This window comes from Halopenitus persicus (assembly GCF_900107205.1).
In the GTDB taxonomy this organism is placed as follows: domain Archaea; phylum Halobacteriota; class Halobacteria; order Halobacteriales; family Haloferacaceae; genus Halopenitus; species Halopenitus persicus.
Genome location: NZ_FNPC01000001.1, coordinates 340,987 through 359,274 on the forward strand (window position 1 = coordinate 340,987; position 18,288 = coordinate 359,274).

Sequence of the window (18,288 nt, forward strand, 5' to 3'; positions counted from 1 at the left end):
TTTCAAACGGCTATAACATCTCGTCGACCGTCCGGAGGAAGCGGTCGACGAGCCGGTCGGAGACGGACGGTGAAACGACGTCGATGAGTTCCGTGGTTCGGTCCGGCCGTGTCAGCGAGACCGTCATCGGAGACGCGGCCGATTTTTCGACGACGTCGTGCTCCGCGAGCGTCGAGAGGTGCCACGAGATGGTGCTCTCGGCGAGCTCGAGCTCGGCCGCGAGCTCGGGTGGCCGTTTCCGCCCGTCCGCAGCGAGTCGAACGATGATTCCGCGTGCGGTTTCCCGTCGCAGGAAGGCGATCGTCCGACGCTCCCACGGCTCGAAGGACGGCGCGAAGTAGTGGGTTTTTCCGCTGACCGGCTCCTCGACGATCGCCCCTTCACGTTCGAGGCGACGGAGGTGGTACTGGACTTGTCCGGTCGCGAGATCGAGCTCGCGGCCGATCCGTCGGAAGTGGAGGCCGGGCGTGGCGTGGACGCGTCGACGGATCCGATCCCTGGTGTCGGACATCGATCGATGGTCGTACGGCGAGCGTGCTTAATCGCGTGTCGGTTTTCATTACATGGGAACGCCTCGACTGGCTCGGCCGCGAGCGGCCCGGTCCCGGTCATCCGGACCGATGTCCTTCTTATACGGGCGCCCGTATTGCCGGTGTGATTCGCGCAGTACTGGGGCAGACCACGTGGGGCATCGACGCTGCGCTCCCGATCCTCGTCGTCATCCTGCTCGCGTCGATCGGAACCGGGGTGCTCTTCCTCGTCAGCGTGGTCGCGTACCGTCGCCGTCGGCGACCCCAATACGGGCTGATCGCGGTCGCGATCGGCGCGTTGTGGGTTCGATCGGTGGTGGGTGCCGGGACGGTTTTCGATCTCGTCCCGATGCCCGCACACCACTTCATCAGCCATTCGCTCGATCTGCTGACCGCCGGGATCGTGCTCTATGCGGTCTATATGTACGCGCCCGGGTCGGTAACCGCCCTCGAGGACCGGTGAGGTCGCCGTTCCGGACCAGTGGGATACCCCCGACCGAGGCGGGAGTACCGACCTCTCGAACACGAACGCTGGTGCGTTCGTCGAACGCGCCAGATCGCCTATGGCCGGGTGAGACGTCGATGCCGCTATGCGACGACGAACGCTGTTGTGCGGGGTCGCGACCGGGACGATCAGCACTGTGACCGGTTGTCTCGGCTCCGTTCTCGCGGATCGTCCCGATAACGTCGTTCTCGAGCCGCAGTCGGATCAGCAGGCGGACGGCGAGGAGCTGTCGTATCCGGCCTACGGTCAGCCGATGCCCGCCGTCGAGCTGTCCTCCCCCCAGACCGGCGAACGGATCGATACCGGCGACCTCGACCGAACCGCGATCATCACCGCGTTCTTCGCGACCTGCCCCGCCGAATGTGGCGTCCTGCTTCGCCGATTGGCCGACGTTCAGGCGGCCGTCGCCGACCGGGGGCTGACGCAGTCGGCGGTGTTCCTGCCGATCTCCTTCGATCCGGAACGCGACGATGCGGCCGCGCTTCGGGACCACGCTCGACGGGTCGGCGCCGATATCGGGGCCGGGAACTGGCACTACCTCCGTCCGAACTCGCCCGCCGCCGCGGAACGCGTCGTCGAGGACCGGCTCGGGATCGGGTTCGAACGGGACACGAGCAGCGACCGCGTGGCCGGATACGACTTCGTGCACGCCGTCGTGACGCTGCTCGTGAACCCGAGCGGGATCGTGGAACGAGCCTACCGCGGCGAGACGATCGACCGCGACCGCGTTGCGAACGATATTGAGGCGGTCGTCGCGGGAACGTCCGGCTCGACTGCGGAGTGATCGTCGTCCCGCCGTCGGTTTCGGCGTGTTTCCCATCCGAGTCGCGGAGACCGTGACCGACGGGCCACACATCCCGATGCAATGGGCGCCGCCGAGAAGCCCGATCGTGAAAAACAGGAGGACGTCGACGCCCGGGACCGACGAGACGCTCACTCGCCGTCCCGGAGTCCCTGTACGAGCGCCCGATCGATGTCGTCGAAGCCGATCGTCCGCCCGCCGTGGTCGTCGACGAACGCCGCGGCCTCGTCCGCCTCGGAGAACGGGTGGAGGCCGGGACCCATCCCGCCACGGACGTCGCTTTCGACCACGTAGGTGAGCGTCGTCGCGTCGCCGAACGTTTCGGGTGCCGTGGGTGAGGGCATCGTCGGACCGCTCTCTCGATCCTCGATCGTCCAGTCGACGGTTGAGAAGTCGGTCACGTAGATGATCTCGGGCTCCCACCCACGATCGAGTCGGTCGAAGTGGAACGGAAACAGGCTGAACACGAGCGTGTGAAACCAGAACGGTCCCCCCTCGCGATCCGGCGGAGCGTGGTTCGCGTAGTATATCTGTCCGTTCGCACCGCCGTGAGGACCGATCTCCATCCCGTGATCGTCGTCGAACGTTCCGCCCGAGAGGTCAACCGGGTCCGGCTCGGCGTCCGCCGACCCTGCGGAGAGCCGGTCGAGACACCCCGCCGTCGATCCGACTCCACCGATCGCCGCTGACGCCGTGAGAAATCGTCGACGGTTCACGATTTGCCCTTCACACCTGCGCTACAAGCCGATTCTGGTGCGATCATCGAACCGATTCCGGTGCGATCTCGAACCGATTCCGGTGCGGCCACCACCTGCCAGAAACCTGTGCGCTCCGGACGACCGGCCCCTCGTCCGCCTGCGGAAGAACGATCGACCGAAGCGGCCACATATACAAGTCTCCGTCGGCTACGTGGCCGGTGTCGGATGGGAACCGAAACGCTGGGGCTGACCGAGGCCGTCTCGATCGCGCTCGGCGGGATGATCGGCGGCGGGATATACGCCGTTCTGGGCGTCGTCACGCAGATATCCGGGGCGGCGACCTGGAGTGCGTTCCTCCTGGCCGGCGTCGTTGCGGCCTGTGCGGGCTACTCCTACGTCCAGTTGAACGCGCTGATCGCCGCGAACGACGGAAACACGGGGGGCGGATCGGTCACCTTCATTCGGTCGTTCACCGGAAACACGACGATCGCCGGGATGGTCGGCTGGACGCTGCTGCTCGGCTACATCGGGTCGATGGCGATGTACGCGTTCGCGTTCGCGGAGTTCGTGATCTCGTTTCCGATGGTCCCCGAATCGATCGGGGCCGCTCCCCTTCGCCCGATCGTCTCGGTCGGCGCGATCGCGGCCTTCGTCGGATTGAATCTGCTCGGAGCCCGCGCGACCGGCACGGTGGAGACCGTCCTCGTCGCGGGGAAGGTCCTCGTGCTCGTGACGTTCGGCCTCGGCGGCGTCGGCTACGCGATCGCCACGTCGCCGCCGGCCGTCGATCTGGGCGCATCGACGCTCACGTCGTTCAGCCCGGTTATGGCCGCCGCGGTCTCGTTCGTCGCGTTCCAGGGCTGGCAGCTGCTGTTTTACGACCAGGAGAGCATCGAGAACCCGCTCGATCGGATCCCCAAAGCCATCGCGATCGCCATCGCCACCGCGGTCGTCGTCTACGTCCTCGTGGTGGTCGCGACTTCCGATCTCGCGCCGCAGGCGCTTCGAACGCGTCCACATACGGCCCTGGTGGATGCCGCCTCGACGATCGCCGGCACCGTCGGCTATGCGGGCGCGGGCGCGACCGTCATCTCCCTGTCGGCGCTGCTCTCGACCGGGAGCGCGATCAACGCCACCCTGTTCTCGACGGGCTACTTCGCCAAGGGGATGCTCTCGAGCGACCTCCTGCCCGACCGGATCGGCGACGCCAGCGCGGACGGCGTCCCCCCGCGAACCGTGCTCCTCATCGGCGGCGTCACCGCGGCGTTCACCGCGGTCGGGAGCCTCTCGGCGATCACCTCCTTCGCGTCGCTGTCGTTCATCGTCGTGTTCGGCGCGATGAGCCTCCTCGCGTTCACCCAGCGCGATCGCGAGCGCATCCGCGCGGTCTGGCCGGCCGTCGGGGCGGTCGGGGCGGCGCTCTTCTTCGTGCTGTTGTTCTACCACCTCTACACCGCCGAACGGGAGACGTTCTACGCGGTCCTGGGTATCGCCGTCGCGACGTTCCTCGTCGAGACGCTGTATTTCGAACGGGACGTCATCCGGGCGGAGATCCCGGACCTGCGGTAGCCGATCGGCGGACGGTCGCCCGCGGTTCCAAACGTGTCACTCATCGATGACGTCCGCCGGACGATATATACGTCGACGGCCGAAACGGTCACCATGGTACTCGGATCGATCGTCAGTTTCGTCGTTGCGCTGCTCGTGGGCGGACTCGCCATCTACGCCGGCGCGCGGGTCATCGCCGACGTCGACGACTACTCACACGCCGTGATCACCGCCCTGATCGGCGCGGTCGCGTGGGCGCTCGTCTCCTGGGTGCCGCTGGTCGGCCCGCTGATCGCGCTGGTCGTCTGGGTCGGCGTCATCAACTGGCGCTACCCCGGCGGATGGGGGCAGGCCGCGATCATCGGGCTCGTCGCCTGGATCGCCGCGCTCGTCATCCTGTTCGTGCTCAACGGCCTGCTCAGTCTCGGGATCGGTGCCTTCGGCGTGCCGGGTGCCTAGCGGCGTCCCGAGCGGTCGTGGCTTCGCTTCGTGAGTACACCGTGGAACGGGGCCCCTTCACGATGGTTTATAACTGATGCCGACACACCCCGTCTCGATGCGTTCACCATCCAGCGACGACGGATCCGTTCACGACCGGCTCGAGCGATACTTCGTCGTCTCCACGCTCCGGTGTCACGACTGCGGCGAGCTGCACGGACGCGTCCGCGTCGACGACGAGACGTACGCGGCCGCGGACTTCGCCATCGACTCGCTCGCGGAGTGGCGGCTGGAGATGGACAAGGAGGAGGCGTGGATCCGAACCCACCGGTCGGCGGTCCGGGAGGCCCTTGGGGACTTCGAGGACGACTGGCCCGAGACGGTCGCGGCGGTTCGCGACCGGCTTCTCGAGTGAGGACCCGACCGCCGAGCGAACGGAACGTCCGGCCTCCGGTCGAACACAACAGCTATACCCCAGTGCCCGCGAGTGAAACCGACTCGAATGTCGAACCCGCCAGACGAGCCGCCCCGCGATCCACGCTCCCCCTCCCGTCGCCGGTATCTCGCCGGCGTCGCCGCCGCGGCGGCGACCGGCGCGGCCGGCTGCCTCGACGGCTGGGGGCATACGACCCTCGACCGATCACAGGCCGACTTCGATCCCGAGCCGCTGCCGGGCGACCGGACGTATCCCGACGACCCCGGGGTCACGATGTTCCGCCGCGGGCTGCGCCGGCTTGGGTATTACCCGGACGCGACCGTCCCCGACGCGGTCACGGTCAACTGGCAGTTCCCGGTGAATTACATCGGCCACACCGCCGCGAAGGCGAGTCCGCGACCCGCACCCGACGACGAAACGATCGTGATCCCGGGCGACACGGGCATCGTCCACGCGGTCGGCCCGAAGGGCCGGCATCGGTGGACCCAGCGGACCGGCGCCACCTCGCTCGGGATCCACGGCACCCCGGCGATCGTCGACGGGGTCGCCTACATCGGCGGCTACGACGGGGACCTGTACGCCTTCGACGTCGGCACCGGCGAGCAGGTCTGGCGCACCTCGCGGTTCGCCTTCGACGGCGCGATCGCGATCGGCTCGAGCCCGGCCTACTGGGACGGGGTCCTCTACGTCGTCGTGGAGTACAACAACCCGCCGGCCGGGACCCTGTGGGCGGTCGACGCCGATACCGGCCGGCCCCTCTGGAGCGACGACCGGCTGTGGGGGATGCCCCATCCCTCCGTCTCGATCGACCCCGAGTACGAGCGACTGATCACCGCCTCGAACGACGGCGTCTGCTACTGCTGGGAGTTCCCCTCGCTGGACTTCGAGTGGTCCTTCCAGACCGGCGCGGAGATCAAGGGCACGATCCCGCAGTACGAGGGTCGCGCGTTCGTGGGGTCCTGGGACGGCCACTTCTACTGTCTCGACACCGACGCCGGCGAGGAGCTGTGGTCCTTCGAGACCGGCCAGATAATCATGTCCAACCCCGGCGTCGACCCGGAGACCGGGATCGTGTACATGGGCAACGACGACGAGCACGTCTACGCTCTGGACATGGAGACCGGCGACGTGATCTGGTCGCGGGACGTCGGCGGCCACGTCATCGGATCCCTGACGGTCACGGCCGACGCGGTGCTCGTCGGGTCCTATGACCGGAACCTCTACGCCCTCGAGAAGGACACCGGCGCGGTCCGATGGACGGTCCCGAACAACGGCCACGTCACCAGCGCCGCGGTGCCCCACGACGGCCGGATCTACTACGCCGAACGCGCCGACATCACGGGTTACTGGAACGACGACGAGCCCACGACCGTCCGGACGCCGGGCCACGCGTACTGTCTCGTCGACGATTCATAGGGGTCGACCGCCCGACGAAAGGCGTATACCGACGGCGGGAAAACGCGGGGTATGGACGGATACATCGTCGACATCGAGAACGACGAACTGCTCTCCCCGATCGTCGTGATCGCGACGATCGCGCTCCTCGGCGTCTTCGGTCTCGGCTTCCTGTATCGAGCGGCGCTGTTCGTGCTGTAGCCGGAACCGAGTCGTCCGCCGTCGCCCGCCGTGACGCCAGCTCCGACCGTGACGCCAGCTCCGACCGTGACGCCATCCGGACCTGCCGCTCCCGAGTATTGACTCGACGTGCCCGCCGGCTAGCCCACGAGCCGCTCGCGAACCTCGCCGGCGACGGCCAGCGCGACCTCGTGGGCGGCCACCAGCACCGCGACCGCGACCACGATCGTCGCGGCGGCCCGCGGCGTCGACAGCAGTCCGAGCGAGACGATGAGCGTCGTCGCACACGCCGGCGCGTGGTTCGTGTCGGTGGCGATCATCGCCCAGCTCGTGACCGCGATGGAGACCGTCCCCGACGCCGCGAGCCGGAGGCCGTCGAGAGAGGCCGGATCCGGCGACTCCACGAGGGTCACCCCGGCGGCGAGCAGGAGGTAGGCAGCCAGACCCGCGACCGCGCCGATCAGGTGGCTGCCGACCACGCGTCGGGCCCGGTCGCGCCCGCCGTGGCGGTCGAAGGCCAGGACGAACGCCGAGGGGCCGAGGCTCGGGAAGATGAACGGCTGCCCGGTGACCCACGCGACGCTCCCGAGGACGGTAAAGAGGAGGCTCGCGTACAGGCTCGTGTACACCCGACGTCTGACCACGGACGGGGTTCCCGCGCCGGCCCATTAATCCGACCGATCCCACAGCATCGCCCTCACGGCGCCAGCAGGAGCCCGGCGATCGCGACCGTGATGAACACGAGCTTCATCGCGGTGTTGACCGCGATCACCTTCAGGCCGAACTCGGGGCCCCAGATCCCGAACTGGAACGGGATCGACCGCTTGAACGTGGAGACCGCGAAGGAGACGATCCCGCCGAGCAGCATCGTGATCACCGCGGTCCGCGGGGTGAAGGGCTCGCCGATGAGCGGCGCGATCGCGACCGCCCCGGCGGTGGTGTCCAGCGAGTAGACTGCGACGATGGCGACCGACGCGCCGGGCAGCCCGATCGCCGCGGTCAGGGGCTCGGCCACGCCGGTCAGCGCCGCGACGTCGACGTGGGTGATGAGCGCGATCACGAGCGTGTAGACGACCGCCAGCCGGGGCACGATCCGCCGGAGCGTGCCGGCGGTCTTCCGGGCGGCCTCCCGGGCTCGGTCGCGGGGGGAGTCGGGTGAGTCGTCGTCAGTAGGGGGCGCACCGCTTTCGGAGGCGTCCCCAGTCTCGCCGTCCCCGTGGCCGGTCTCGAGGTCGGCGAGCGCCGACCGGTCGACGTTCCGCGAGGAGAGGACGAGTCCGCCGATGGCCACGCCCGCGATCGTGATCGCCAGCGAGATCCCGGCGCGGATCGAGACGTAGAGAACGCCCGTGTGGAACCCGAGGATCGGTATCAGGACGGGGACGTAGTAGGTGAAGACGTGCTGCACGAACCCGAAGAACGTGTTTATCATCACCGCGACGATCGTCGCGCGGTCGTCGAGTAGCCCCGACTCGCGGTACTCCGCGAGCGTGGCGTAGCCGGCGGTCGTCGACGCCGCGGTCGTCAGGATCGCGGTGCCGACCTCGTCGGGGAGGTTGGCCGGCCGGGTGAGGTAGCCCGCCACCCCGGCGATATACTGGATCAACCCGAACGAGACGACGAGGTTCGCGACGAAGACGCCGAGCGCGATGAAGACGGTGATGCGGGTTAGCCGCGGGATGACCTCCCGGAGGAGCGCGACCGTCTCGGCGGCGATCGCGCTCGTCGGCGGTATCTGAAGCGCGAGCGTCGACGGTTGGAGCGACGTCATCGTCGGTTGGAACGACGTCATCGTCGGTTGGAACGACGTCATCGTCGGTTGGAACGACATCATCGACTGGTGAACCGCCCAGAGAACCGGGTCGACGATCGCGGCTCCGAACACGGACTCCCTTCGCGATCGGTCGTCAAAGGTGCATCGGACCCGGCCGGCTTCGCTCCCCGTTCGCCGTGAACGCCTCGAGGGACGTCAGTTCCCTCCCGCCGCTCGTCCGCCCCGACCCGGACCCGTCACGCCTCGAAGCCGTCCTCCCACCGGAAGGTTCCGTTCCGCTGGATCACCTCGCCGTCGATCGCGATCGACGCGTCCGTGGTGACGTCCGCGATCAGGTCGACGTGGACCGCCGAGTCGTTACCGGACTCGCCGTCGGGGAGGCAGGCGTCGTAGGCGCGGCCGAGCGCGAGGTGGACGGTTCCGGCCATCTTCTCGTCGAAGAGGATCGAGTCGGTGAACCGGTCGATCCCGCGGTTCATCCCGATCCCGAGCTCGCCGAACCGCCGTGCGCCCGCGTCGGTTTCGAGGATCGACGCGAGCGCGTCCTCGTTGGTCGCCGCCGCGAAGTCGACGACCTCGCCGTCGGCGACCTCGAGGTGAACGTCCCGGACGCGGCGCCCGTCGATCGTCATCGGCACGTCGAAGTGGATCTCGCCCGCGACGGTCGCCGGCGCAGTGAACACCTCGCCGGAGGGGAGGTTGTGGGAGTCGTAGGCCACGGAGGCCGCGGAGTTGACTGCGGTCCGATTCTCGATCCCGACGGTCAGGTCCGTCGCCGGACGCTCTTCGGTCGTCGGGCGGTCCTCGGTCGCCGGACGGTCCTCGGTCGCCGGACGGTCCTCACGGCCGATCCGGATCCGGACCTCCGAGCCGGCGTCGAGGAGCCGCTTGAGTCGATCCATCTCGTCGGCGAGCGCCTCCCAGTCGCGCAGAACCGCGCCGTAGACGAACTCGCGGTACGCCTCGATCGACATCCCGGCCTGCTGGGCGAGGCTCCGCGTCGGGTGGACCGTGGACACCCAGTCGGTGTCCATCCGTGCCTCCCGGATCCCGGTCCGGGAACGGGCGTGTTCCCGCCGCGTCTCGGGGTCGACGTCCGCGGTCGCCATCGTGTTCCGCCCGCCGCCGAGCCGGAGGTACGCGTCCGCCGCCTCGAACAGCGCGAGCGAGTGGGCGGGATCCGTCTCGAACGGTTCGTCGGCGTCCTCGCGTCCCTTTAAATATGCCCGGGAGAGCTCGTCGGAGCCGTACGTCACCTCGACGTTCGCCCCGCGCTCGCCGAGCGCCTCGACGACCGCGACGGCCAGCTCGTGTGCCCCCTCGTCGACGTCGACGATCACGTCGTCGCCGGGCTCGATCCGCGCGCTCCAGTCGACGAGCGTCTCCGCGTGGTCGCGTACGCGTGGGTCCATCACTCCCGAGGTCGACGCGCGCGGACAAAAACCGTCGCTTCGGTCGGCCGTTTCGGTCGGCCGCTTCGGCGGACGCCGTCCCCGGCGTCGACGACCGACTGCTTTCAAGACCCGGCGGACCGCATCGACGATATGGACCGGATCTACGCCCCCTGGCGGATCGAGTGGGTCGAACGCGACCGGGACCCGATCGACGGCTGCCCCTTCTGCGTCCTCCCCGAGCGCGGCGACGACGTCGACGCCCGGATCGTCGCCCGCGGCGAGCACAACTTCGTTCTCTTAAATAATGCCCCCTATAACCCGGGCCACGCGATGGTGATCCCGTACGGCCACGTCGCCGAGTGGGGCGCGCTCGAGGACGACGTGATGCTCGAACACGGTCGGCTGAAGGCGGCGACGATCGCGGCCTTGGAGTCCGCTTCGGGGCCGGACGGCATCAACACCGGGATGAACCTGGGCGGGTCGGCCGCCGGCGGCTCGATCGACGACCACCTCCACACCCACGTGGTCCCGCGGTGGGACGGCGACACGAACTTCATGCCGGTGGTGAGCGACACGAAGGTGATCGTCGAGGCGGTCGACCGGACCTACGAGCATCTCCACGCGGCGTTCGGCGAGCTGGAGGCCGCGGTCACGGTTCCGTCGATCGACGGCGATGACGATCGTAGCTCCGACGACGACGCTACGGACGCCGTCGATGCTGCGGACGCCCCCGCCGACACTGCGGACGCCGCCGATGCTACGGACGCCGCCGACGCCGACGGTACCGCCGGCGCGGTTCGCCTCTCATTCTGATCGCCCCGCCGACCGAGGGCACTTTTACGTCGCCGGCCGAAGGATCCGCCGATGACGGACCCCGAACTCCCGACGCCCGTGCTCGACAACCACCTCCACCTGGATCCGCGACACGGTCGCGGGATGGACGCGGTCAAGGACTTTCGGAATCTCGGCGGCACGCACCTGCTCGTGGTCAACAAGCCGTCCTGGCACCTCGGCGTCGAGGCCGACGACCCCGAGGACTTCCGGGCGGTCTTCGAGGAAACCGTCGACGTCGTCGCCGAGGCGGACGAGCTGCTCGACGGCGGTGCCTGGCCCGTCCTCGGCGTCCATCCCGGCCTGATCAGCCGGCTGGTGGACGAACGGGGCTTCTCGGCCGATGCGGCTCGTGAGCTGATGCAGGGCGGGCTCTCCGTGGCGGCCGAGTACGTCGCCGACGGCGACGCGCTCGCGCTCAAGTCGGGCCGGCCCCACTACGAGGTGCCCGACGCGGTGTGGGACGCCTCGAACGCGGTCACGAAACACGCCTTCACGCTCGGCGCCGAGCACGATTGCGCGGTCCAGCTGCACACGGAAGCCAGCGAGGACCTCTCGGAGCTGGCCGACTGGGCCGCCGAACGCGGGCTCGAACCGGAGCGCGTGGTCAAACACTACGCCGCCGGCCGGCTCCGCGGACCGACCCCGAGCGTGATGAGCGAGCGCGACCGGCTCGAGCGCGCGGCCGAGCGTGGCGAGCCGTTCCTGATGGAGACCGACTTCGTCGACGATCCCGACAAGCCGGGCGCCGTCCTCGGTCCGAAGACCGTCCCGCGGCGCGTCCGCTGGCTTCTCGAGGAGGGGTACGAGGACGCGGTCCGGATCGCCCACGTCGAGACGCCGAACCGAGTCTACGGGATCGACACCGAGGCGACGCTGGACGCGTGAGCGGGCGGATCCCGGCTGTCCCTCGGATCCTCATTCCCATGGCTGGCCGCCCGCCGCGACGATCCGGACGCGAGTCGCAAGCAGCCACGCGATCGGAGCGATCGTCAACGCGACGGCGCCCGCGGCCGCAACCTGGAGCACGGTCGTCGTGAACCAGGGCGTCGAGCCCGCGTACGGCAGCGACGTGTGCGTGACCTGTCCGCCGAGCGGGACGAAGTAGTCGAACAGCAGGTCGACGGTGTACCACGCCGCAGCGATCGCGATCGCGTGCAGCGGGAACCCCGAGATCCGGTGGAGGACGAACGCCTGGACCGCCATCGCGACGTGGCTCCAGAACAGAAAGAGGTACATCGGGAGCGCGGTGAACTCGAGGAATCCCGGCGCGAACGCGACGAGCACGTACGGCGTCCACAGCCCGAGCTTGATGTTCCCGACGAACGCCAGCGACGCGAGCGTGTCGTTCGGTCGACCGACCGCCCACGCCGCGAGCGCGAGCGCGATGAGCAGCGTGGCGCCGGGGCTGTCCGGAACGAAGACCCACCACCGGGGCGCGATCTGCGCGAACTGGAACCGGTAGTACCAGAACCCGAAGGCGGTCCCGACGAGGTTGATCGCGACGATGACCCAGACAAGCCGCAGCGCGACCGCCTCGAGCCGGGCCGGGAGGGGGGCGGCCCACCGCGGGAGCGGCAGTCGGTCCGGCGGGTCCCGCGGCGATCCACGTTCCCGGTTCGGTTCGGAAGGGTCGGAGTCGGTCGATCCGGATGCGGACCCGCGTGGCATGGTCGTGGGTCGTCGCCGTCTCACAAAGCGATGGCGGTCCGGGACCGGTCGGCCGCCACGGCGTGGCCGCCAGCCCGCTCGCTCACGATCCGGTTCCGCCGCCACGCCGCGGCGTCGCCGCTGTCCGCTCATCCCCGACGAAAAGGGCTATGGGGCCCCGTCGTGAACCTCGGGGTATGCGCCTGCGCTATCTGATCGCGCTCCTTCTGCTGATCCCGCTTGCGGATGCGCTGTTCCTCGTCGTCGTGGCCGACCACCTCGGCTGGCAGCTCACCGTCGCGCTGGTCGTGCTCACGGCGCTGTTGGGAATGCTGCTCGTCCGCGCGGAGGGACGCCACACGCTCGCCCGGCTCCAGCGGAAGGCCGCGCGCGGCGAGCCGCCGACCGACGAGCTGCTCGACGGCGCGCTGCTCATCACGGCGGGCGCCTTCCTGCTCACGCCCGGGCTCGTCACCGACGCGATCGGGTTCCTGCTCGCGTTCCCGCCGACGCGGATCCCCATTCGGGCGGTGACGAAGCGCTTCGTCCTCGTCCCCTATCTCGAGCGCCGGACCGACGGGTTCCTCAGCGGGAACGTCTACATCGGCGGGTTCCCCGACGGCGACGAGTTCGACGGCGCCGGGGGCGGTGCCTTCGGCGGCGGGTTCGGCGGTGCCGACGGGGGAGGGGGATTCGGCGGCGCCGGCGGCGGAGCCACGCAGCCGAACGACGATGACGGACCTGGGGGCGGCGGTGCATCCGGCGGTACGGGACGGCGATCCGGTTCGGGTTCCGGCGTCGATTCCGGGACCGACCGGGGAGCGGACGACGTGGTCGACGTCGATTACACCGTCGAGGACGCGGATGACGCTGACGCCGGGAACGACGAGACGCGCTCGACGGACGAACGCTGACGACACGGCAGCCTCGCACACGCCGATCGATACCGTGGCTGAAACCGACGGACTGCGCGACGATCTGCAAAAGGAAACTCTTAAACTCTTACCACCGCAAGCGGTGAATGCGCTCACCTGGGCCAATAGCTCAGTCAGGTTGAGCGCTCGGCTGATAACCGGGAGGTCCACGGTTCAAATCCGTGTTGGCCCACCTACAACGTCCACGGTCTTTGGCCGTGGCGTGTTAGGGGCCGGGAACTCCCCAGCCACCTAATTCCGTCGTACCTCTCGATGGTTAGAATCCTCCGGAGCAGTAGGTGCAACCGAATCGTTCACCAAGGAGTGGCGTCATAGAACGGTCCAGACGGATTCGTCGGGACTGCGTCGATGAACCGCTCGATCCAAGTGATCGGCGGAACGGCCCAGCCGATCCGCCCCGTCAGTCACGATATCGACGATTCGCCGCGAAGCAGGGAGCGGATCCGTTCGCTCAGTCGCGGTTTCGAAGTCGTTCGATGCGGGTTTCGAGGTCGTCTATCGCCTCTTCGACCTCTCGCCGAGCCTTCTCGCTCATCTCCTCGGCTTCATCCGCCGCTTCCTCGAACGTATGTCGAACGCGCTTGAGTGCCTCGTCCGTCTTATCGGAGTCACTCATATTCCATCGGCAGTTATGTTCACCCAGCGCCGTAAAACTACGGGTGATGCGGTCTGCGTCACCAACCGTCGACTTCCTCACCGGTCTCACTGTCGGGACGGCTGCCCCATACCGCCCGTGAAACGGCCAGTCCGGTCCGTTCGTCCGTTCGGTCGAACGGCTCATTCGTTTCGGTCGTGACAAATTGGCCACGTCTTTTTGAGATTCCCATCGAAGATCCGGATAATGTCCGAACACGACGTCCCGAAGGGCGTGAGTCTCGACACGCTGCACGAGATTCTGGCCGGGTGGAGCGCCGCGGGTGCCGCGGAAGAGCCCCAGTACACCGCGGACGTGGAAGCGGTTACGAGCGTCTCCGATGTGGTCGGACGGCAGAATCGCTTTCTCGAGGAGATCGGCGTTCTCGAACCACATAAACAGCAACACGAGCTGACCGATCGCGGACGGGAGCTCGCAGGCGCCCTCGAGGAAAACGACGAGGAACGCGCCAGAGAGCGAGCGCGGGAGCTCCTCTCCGACTGGGAGCTCACGCGGGACGTTCGCGACGTCCTCGAGGACGGCCCGATGGAGAAAGAGGAGCTCGTCCCGCTCGTCGCCGAACTCGCGGAGCAGGACCTCGAGACGAGCCGCGTCGAAACCGGGGTCACCACGCTGCTCGACCTGTACGACTGGGCGGGACTGCTCGAACGCGACGCGGAGGGACGATATCGGCACCCCGAGTCCGAGACCGCTACCGAGTCGGTCGCGGAGGCAGCCGACGCAGCGGAGACTGCTGCGGGACTGACGGAACCTGCAGCCGACGTAACGGAGGCCGTGCAAGCCGAAGAAGCGGCCCGGGAGGCGGCCGAGGTGGCCGAGTCGGCGGCGGAAGCAGCCGAAAAGGCAGCGGAAGAATCCACCGACGCAGCGGCCGCGGAGACCGAAGCAGTCACCGACGCGGCCGGGTCGATGGCCGAGGAGTCGGCGGAAGCGGCCGAGACCATCGAACGGACGATCGAAGCGGTAACCGAACGGACGGTCGCGGAGACGGCCGAGGCCACGGCCCGGAAGGCCGCCACGGAGACGGCCGAAGAAACCGCACGGCAGACGGCCGCGAAGGTCGCCGACCAAGTGGCCCGAGATGTCGCGGCGGACACCAGCGAGGAACTACTGGAGGAGACGGCACAACGGGTCACACGGGCCGCAGAGACCGCGGAAGAAGCCGCCGAACGATCCAGGGAAGCCGCCGAGACGGTTGCGGACCAGTCGGCCGAGGAAACCGCGCAGTCGGTCGCGCGGGAGGTGGCCGCCCGGACGGCTCGTGAGATCGCCGGGCGAACCGCCGCGGAGCGAGCCGAACGGCAGGCCGCGGAAACCGCGGAGGCCGCGGCCCGCCAGGCGGCCGAGCGAACGGCACGGGATGTGGCGGCGGAAACGATCCAGGGCATCGCCGACGGGGGCGAGGACGTCACCGCTCCGGTCGCGGAAGCCGCCGAAGGAGCCGGAGACGAAATCGGAGACGCGGTCGAAGACGCCGAGCAAACAGCCGCCGAAGCGACATCTGAGCCCACGGCGGAGGTAACGGAGGAAGCAGTCGACGAGGTAACGGAGGCTACGGAAGCCGGAGCAGAAGAACGGAGCGCCGAGGCGACGGATCAGGCGGAGGCAGCGGAAGAAGTGCCGTCCGAGGCCGCCGCCGGAACGTCGGGCGAGATCGCCGACGCGGCCGAGGAGGTGACGCGCGAAGTTCTCGAGGACGCCGGGGAAATCGAGGTCACGGTCGGGGACGAGTCGGGCATCGAAATCGCGGTTGACGATGAATCCGGCGTCGAAATCAGCGTCGACGGTGACGTCGACATCCAGGACGGAGACCCGCCCGAACGTGTACAGATCGAATCCGGCGGACGGAACCGTGACACGGGGACGTCCGAAACCGACGATCTGGAAACCGACGGCGGTACCGAGGAAGCAGGAGACGACGAGGGGACCGAGGTCGAACTAGCACAGGAGGACGATACGGTTCGTATCGACGTCGATGCGGGACCGGGGATAACGATCGCCATCGGTGACGAAGAAGGAGAGGAAGCCGACGCAGTTGCGGAAGCAGACGCCGAGGAAGCAGAGGATGCGAACGCCGAGGAAGCAGAGGATGCGGACGCCGAATCGGAGGACGCCGAAGAAGCGAAACCGGACGAGACGACGGGGGAAAGAGCGGAGGCAACGACGGGAGGGGCTGAAGAAGTGGACGCGAAAGAAGCGAAGGAGACGGTGGAAGAGGGAGCCGAAGAAGTGGCCGAGGAAGCCGAAGAGGCGGGTGAAGTGGCAGTAGAGGAAGCCGAAGAGGCGGCCGGAGAACTGACGGACCGAGCCGAAGCGGCCGAGGCCGAACTCGCGGAGCTGGCCGAAGCCGAGTCCGCGCCGGAACTCGTAGCCGGGATCGCGGAGACCGCGACGGAAGCCAAGGAAGCGGCCCGAGACGCGAAGGCGGCCGCCGAGGAGGCCCGAGCCGCGATCAACGAAGCGGCCGCGAGCGGCGGCACGGCGGGCAGCGAGGGACCAGCGACGGAACCACACGCCGTCTCGCTCGACCTGGACATCGATTCCGAGGACCTCGAAGCCATCGTTCAGGGACTTCGACGGGGGCTGCGGAACGGTGAGTGAGGAGTCCGGAGGAAGCGGTCGAAGTGGCCGGTTCGTCTGACGCCGGTTACCCGGTCTCGACCGGTTACCGATTACGCGACGCGTCGGAGAACATCGACAGGACGGACCGGTCCGGAGGGAGGAGTAACCGAACGATCGTACCCCGTGGCTCGTTTTCCGCGAACTCGACGCTGCCGCCGGACATCGTCGCCGTCCAGTAAATGATCCACAACCCAAGCCCCTCAGTGTGGGACAGCGGCGTCTCCTCGGGAAGCTCGATCGGCCTCCAGTCGTCCTCCGAAATCCCCTGCCCCGTATCCGCGATCTCGGTGATCACCGTGCCGTCGTCCCGGGTGTGAATGGAGACGGTCACCGTGACGTCGGGAGCGTTGTGCTCGACCGCGTTCAGTATCGCTTCCTCGATCGCGAGCGAGAGTGCCGGATGGGCCCGCACTCGGCACGTCTCCGGAAGTTCGGTCGTGAGCGTGATCTCCGGATGGTCCTCCCGAATCGCCGTAACTTCCGCGTGAACGGCTTCCACGAGGTCGAATTCACGTCGGGCGTCCGTCTCCCAGATCGACACGATTCGACGGGTACGGTCGGTCGCCTCGAGGAGATCGTCCAGATGGCGCCGAATGATGCGCGTCGTCTCCGGTATTTCCTCGGTGCTGTCGGCCGTCTCGAGATCCTCGAGGAGACCGAGCGCGATCGAAAGTTCGTTTCGAATGTTGTGGCGCAACACGCGCTGGTTGATCTTGAGCAGCTTGGAGAGTTCCTGTGCCCGTTTGAGACGCTCGTTGCCTTCAACGGCATAGAGGCCGCTTCGTGTGCCGACGGCCGCTCCGAGAGCGCCGGCAAAGGAGACGAGAAAGGAGAGCTCGCGGGAAGGGCCTCTGATGGCCCACGTCAGCCAGACGGCGACCGCGAGGAGGACGAATGCGGCCGTGACGCCGAGGCTCAACACCAAGGCCCGCCACCGGCCGTCGAGGGAGATGTCCCGGTCGGAGAGCGTGTACGCGGTGAAAAACACGAGGGCGGAGAGGCTCCAAACGATGAACGATTCGAGAACGGTTTCCAATCCCCGTCCCTCGAACAGCGCGTGCTGCGTACCAAGGCCAAAACAGAAGATCCCCAACGCATAGAATCCGGACGTGGGGGATATTTTGAACGACATGAATGGGCGGCAACCGGTCGTATAACTCATTGTTATCCACCAGATGATAAAATCACCGTCCAACACGCCGGTGCGGAGCCGGGAGGGACTCTCGTCACGAACGTCGACCGGCCGGAACACCGTGTCGAATTCGGCGACCTTGCGGCTTGAGCCGGAAAACGCATCGCCGCTTTAGGTCCCGGAAGCGATCCGCGTGGCGAAGCGATCCGCGTGGCACGACCTCCCCGGTCGCGTAACCGGTTGGTTCGTTCGCACGGACGCGGATATTGCGTGACCCGTTCCTCCATCCTCTCGATGGATATTATATATCGCTGCGAGTGGTTTATCCGGAGGATCGGCCACGGCGCACGCGACGAACACGATTAAGCGATCCGAGACGCTACCGGCACGTATGGCACTCGAACGGTCGGTGACGTGTCCCCGATGTGAGGAGGAACAGTCGTTCTACCGAACCGCGGCGATGACGCTTCACCTCGGCGAGAAGCAGAAGTGGCGGTGTCCGGACTGCGAGTACGGCTTCGTCGCGATCAACGGGATCGATACCCTTCCGGCCTGACCACCGACTCGGTCGGCGAACACGGCGATCGTTGGCTGGCCACAACTACCGTCGCGCACGCACGAGGGCCGGTCGTGTCGAACGCTGTGGCGAGTCACGAGTTCCGTGGCGACGGCGGATCATCGCCGGAGACCACGTCACTGGAGATCCGTGACGGGTTCTCACACGGTTCACCAGGAGGCGGCGCACCGTTCCATCCGGTGGTCG

General features: G+C 67.8%; 19 protein-coding genes, 1 tRNA gene and 2 pseudogenes. 13 read left to right on the forward strand and 9 right to left on the reverse strand.

The features are described 5' to 3' along the window. Positions 1 to 10: 10 nt before the first annotated feature. The gene (locus BLV25_RS01750; RefSeq protein WP_092730474.1) at positions 11 to 511 is read right to left on the reverse strand and encodes a winged helix-turn-helix transcriptional regulator; all 501 of its coding nucleotides are present in this window, start codon (positions 509 to 511) and stop codon (positions 11 to 13) included. A 143-nt stretch (positions 512 to 654) separates the two neighbouring features. On the opposite strand from BLV25_RS01750, the gene BLV25_RS01755 reads away from it, so the two are divergent. Continuing rightward, the gene (locus BLV25_RS01755; protein ID WP_176819416.1) at positions 655 to 993 is read left to right on the forward strand and encodes a DUF7471 family protein; all 339 of its coding nucleotides are present in this window, start codon (positions 655 to 657) and stop codon (positions 991 to 993) included. A gap of 127 nt (positions 994 to 1,120) precedes the next feature. Then, positions 1,121 to 1,819: an SCO family protein gene (locus BLV25_RS01760; RefSeq protein ID WP_092730476.1), complete on the forward strand. Its 699-nt coding sequence runs from the start codon at positions 1,121 to 1,123 to the stop codon at positions 1,817 to 1,819. A gap of 69 nt (positions 1,820 to 1,888) precedes the next feature. Here BLV25_RS01760 and BLV25_RS01765 read toward each other — a convergent pair. Then, positions 1,889 to 1,972 (reverse strand): annotated as a pseudogene (locus BLV25_RS01765) (sulfite exporter TauE/SafE family protein); the annotation flags it as partial. Beyond that, a complete protein-coding gene (locus BLV25_RS01770) occupies positions 1,969 to 2,553 on the reverse strand; it encodes a nitrous oxide reductase accessory protein NosL (protein ID WP_092730477.1) in 585 nt (194 codons plus the stop codon). The pseudogene BLV25_RS01765 and the gene BLV25_RS01770, both read right to left, overlap by 4 nt. A 207-nt stretch (positions 2,554 to 2,760) precedes the next feature. Between BLV25_RS01770 and BLV25_RS01775 the strand changes: the two genes are divergently transcribed. The 5 genes from BLV25_RS01775 (at position 2,761) to BLV25_RS17760 (ending at position 6,553) form a co-directional block, all read left to right on the forward strand. Then, the gene (locus BLV25_RS01775; protein ID WP_092730479.1) at positions 2,761 to 4,104 is read left to right on the forward strand and encodes an APC family permease; all 1,344 of its coding nucleotides are present in this window, start codon (positions 2,761 to 2,763) and stop codon (positions 4,102 to 4,104) included. 93 nt (positions 4,105 to 4,197) lie between these two features. Continuing rightward, positions 4,198 to 4,542 (forward strand): hypothetical protein, encoded by a 345-nt coding sequence (locus tag BLV25_RS01780; protein ID WP_092730740.1) that lies wholly within the window; start codon positions 4,198 to 4,200, stop codon positions 4,540 to 4,542. A gap of 97 nt (positions 4,543 to 4,639) precedes the next feature. Beyond that, positions 4,640 to 4,936 carry a hypothetical protein gene (locus BLV25_RS01785; RefSeq protein WP_092730481.1) on the forward strand — a complete coding sequence of 99 codons (297 nt, stop codon included), beginning with the start codon at positions 4,640 to 4,642 and terminating at the stop codon, positions 4,934 to 4,936. Between the two features lie 87 nt (positions 4,937 to 5,023). After that, positions 5,024 to 6,373, forward strand: coding sequence for an outer membrane protein assembly factor BamB family protein (locus BLV25_RS01790; RefSeq protein WP_092730483.1), 1,350 nt, complete (start codon positions 5,024 to 5,026; stop codon positions 6,371 to 6,373). Between the two features lie 51 nt (positions 6,374 to 6,424). Further along, on the forward strand, positions 6,425 to 6,553 hold the full coding sequence (locus BLV25_RS17760; RefSeq protein WP_021072910.1) for a hypothetical protein: 129 nt from the start codon (positions 6,425 to 6,427) through the stop codon (positions 6,551 to 6,553). A gap of 119 nt (positions 6,554 to 6,672) precedes the next feature. Here the strand turns inward: BLV25_RS17760 and BLV25_RS01795 are convergent, their stop codons facing one another. From BLV25_RS01795 to BLV25_RS01805, 3 genes are all read right to left on the reverse strand, one after another. Further along, the gene (locus BLV25_RS01795) at positions 6,673 to 7,176 is read right to left on the reverse strand and encodes an HPP family protein (RefSeq protein ID WP_039400652.1); all 504 of its coding nucleotides are present in this window, start codon (positions 7,174 to 7,176) and stop codon (positions 6,673 to 6,675) included. Positions 7,177 to 7,229: 53 nt separating this feature from the next. After that, positions 7,230 to 8,303 carry a nucleoside recognition protein gene (locus BLV25_RS01800; protein ID WP_092730742.1) on the reverse strand — a complete coding sequence of 358 codons (1,074 nt, stop codon included), beginning with the start codon at positions 8,301 to 8,303 and terminating at the stop codon, positions 7,230 to 7,232. Positions 8,304 to 8,542: 239 nt separating this feature from the next. After that, positions 8,543 to 9,718 (reverse strand): aminopeptidase, encoded by a 1,176-nt coding sequence (locus tag BLV25_RS01805; RefSeq protein ID WP_092730485.1) that lies wholly within the window; start codon positions 9,716 to 9,718, stop codon positions 8,543 to 8,545. Between the two features lie 132 nt (positions 9,719 to 9,850). On the opposite strand from BLV25_RS01805, the pseudogene BLV25_RS01810 reads away from it, so the two are divergent. Continuing rightward, positions 9,851 to 10,348 (forward strand): annotated as a pseudogene (locus BLV25_RS01810) (HIT family protein); the annotation flags it as partial. 216 nt (positions 10,349 to 10,564) lie between these two features. Continuing rightward, positions 10,565 to 11,419 carry a TatD family hydrolase gene (locus BLV25_RS01815; RefSeq protein WP_092730489.1) on the forward strand — a complete coding sequence of 285 codons (855 nt, stop codon included), beginning with the start codon at positions 10,565 to 10,567 and terminating at the stop codon, positions 11,417 to 11,419. 30 nt (positions 11,420 to 11,449) lie between these two features. On the opposite strand, the gene BLV25_RS01820 is transcribed toward BLV25_RS01815, so the two are convergent. Beyond that, positions 11,450 to 12,202 carry a DUF1405 domain-containing protein gene (locus BLV25_RS01820; RefSeq protein WP_092730491.1) on the reverse strand — a complete coding sequence of 251 codons (753 nt, stop codon included), beginning with the start codon at positions 12,200 to 12,202 and terminating at the stop codon, positions 11,450 to 11,452. Positions 12,203 to 12,378: 176 nt separating this feature from the next. Between BLV25_RS01820 and BLV25_RS01825 the strand changes: the two genes are divergently transcribed. Both BLV25_RS01825 and BLV25_RS01830 read left to right on the forward strand, forming a co-directional pair. Next, positions 12,379 to 13,095, forward strand: a complete 717-nt coding sequence (locus BLV25_RS01825; RefSeq protein WP_049817653.1) for an FxsA family protein — start codon at positions 12,379 to 12,381, stop codon at positions 13,093 to 13,095. A gap of 119 nt (positions 13,096 to 13,214) precedes the next feature. Then, positions 13,215 to 13,288, forward strand: a tRNA-Ile gene (locus tag BLV25_RS01830). A gap of 279 nt (positions 13,289 to 13,567) precedes the next feature. Here BLV25_RS01830 and BLV25_RS17215 read toward each other — a convergent pair. Further along, positions 13,568 to 13,732 carry a hypothetical protein gene (locus BLV25_RS17215; RefSeq protein WP_021072901.1) on the reverse strand — a complete coding sequence of 55 codons (165 nt, stop codon included), beginning with the start codon at positions 13,730 to 13,732 and terminating at the stop codon, positions 13,568 to 13,570. A gap of 225 nt (positions 13,733 to 13,957) precedes the next feature. Between BLV25_RS17215 and BLV25_RS01835 the strand changes: the two genes are divergently transcribed. Then, positions 13,958 to 16,372, forward strand: coding sequence for a putative sodium/potassium/calcium exchanger (locus BLV25_RS01835; protein WP_092730493.1), 2,415 nt, complete (start codon positions 13,958 to 13,960; stop codon positions 16,370 to 16,372). Positions 16,373 to 16,436: 64 nt separating this feature from the next. Here BLV25_RS01835 and BLV25_RS01840 read toward each other — a convergent pair whose 3' ends face one another. Next, positions 16,437 to 17,525 (reverse strand): sensor histidine kinase, encoded by a 1,089-nt coding sequence (locus BLV25_RS01840; protein WP_081758066.1) that lies wholly within the window; start codon positions 17,523 to 17,525, stop codon positions 16,437 to 16,439. Positions 17,526 to 17,916: 391 nt separating this feature from the next. On the opposite strand from BLV25_RS01840, the gene BLV25_RS17220 reads away from it, so the two are divergent. Continuing rightward, positions 17,917 to 18,081, forward strand: coding sequence for a DUF7838 family putative zinc beta-ribbon protein (locus BLV25_RS17220; RefSeq protein ID WP_021072897.1), 165 nt, complete (start codon positions 17,917 to 17,919; stop codon positions 18,079 to 18,081). Positions 18,082 to 18,288 lie beyond the last annotated feature (207 nt).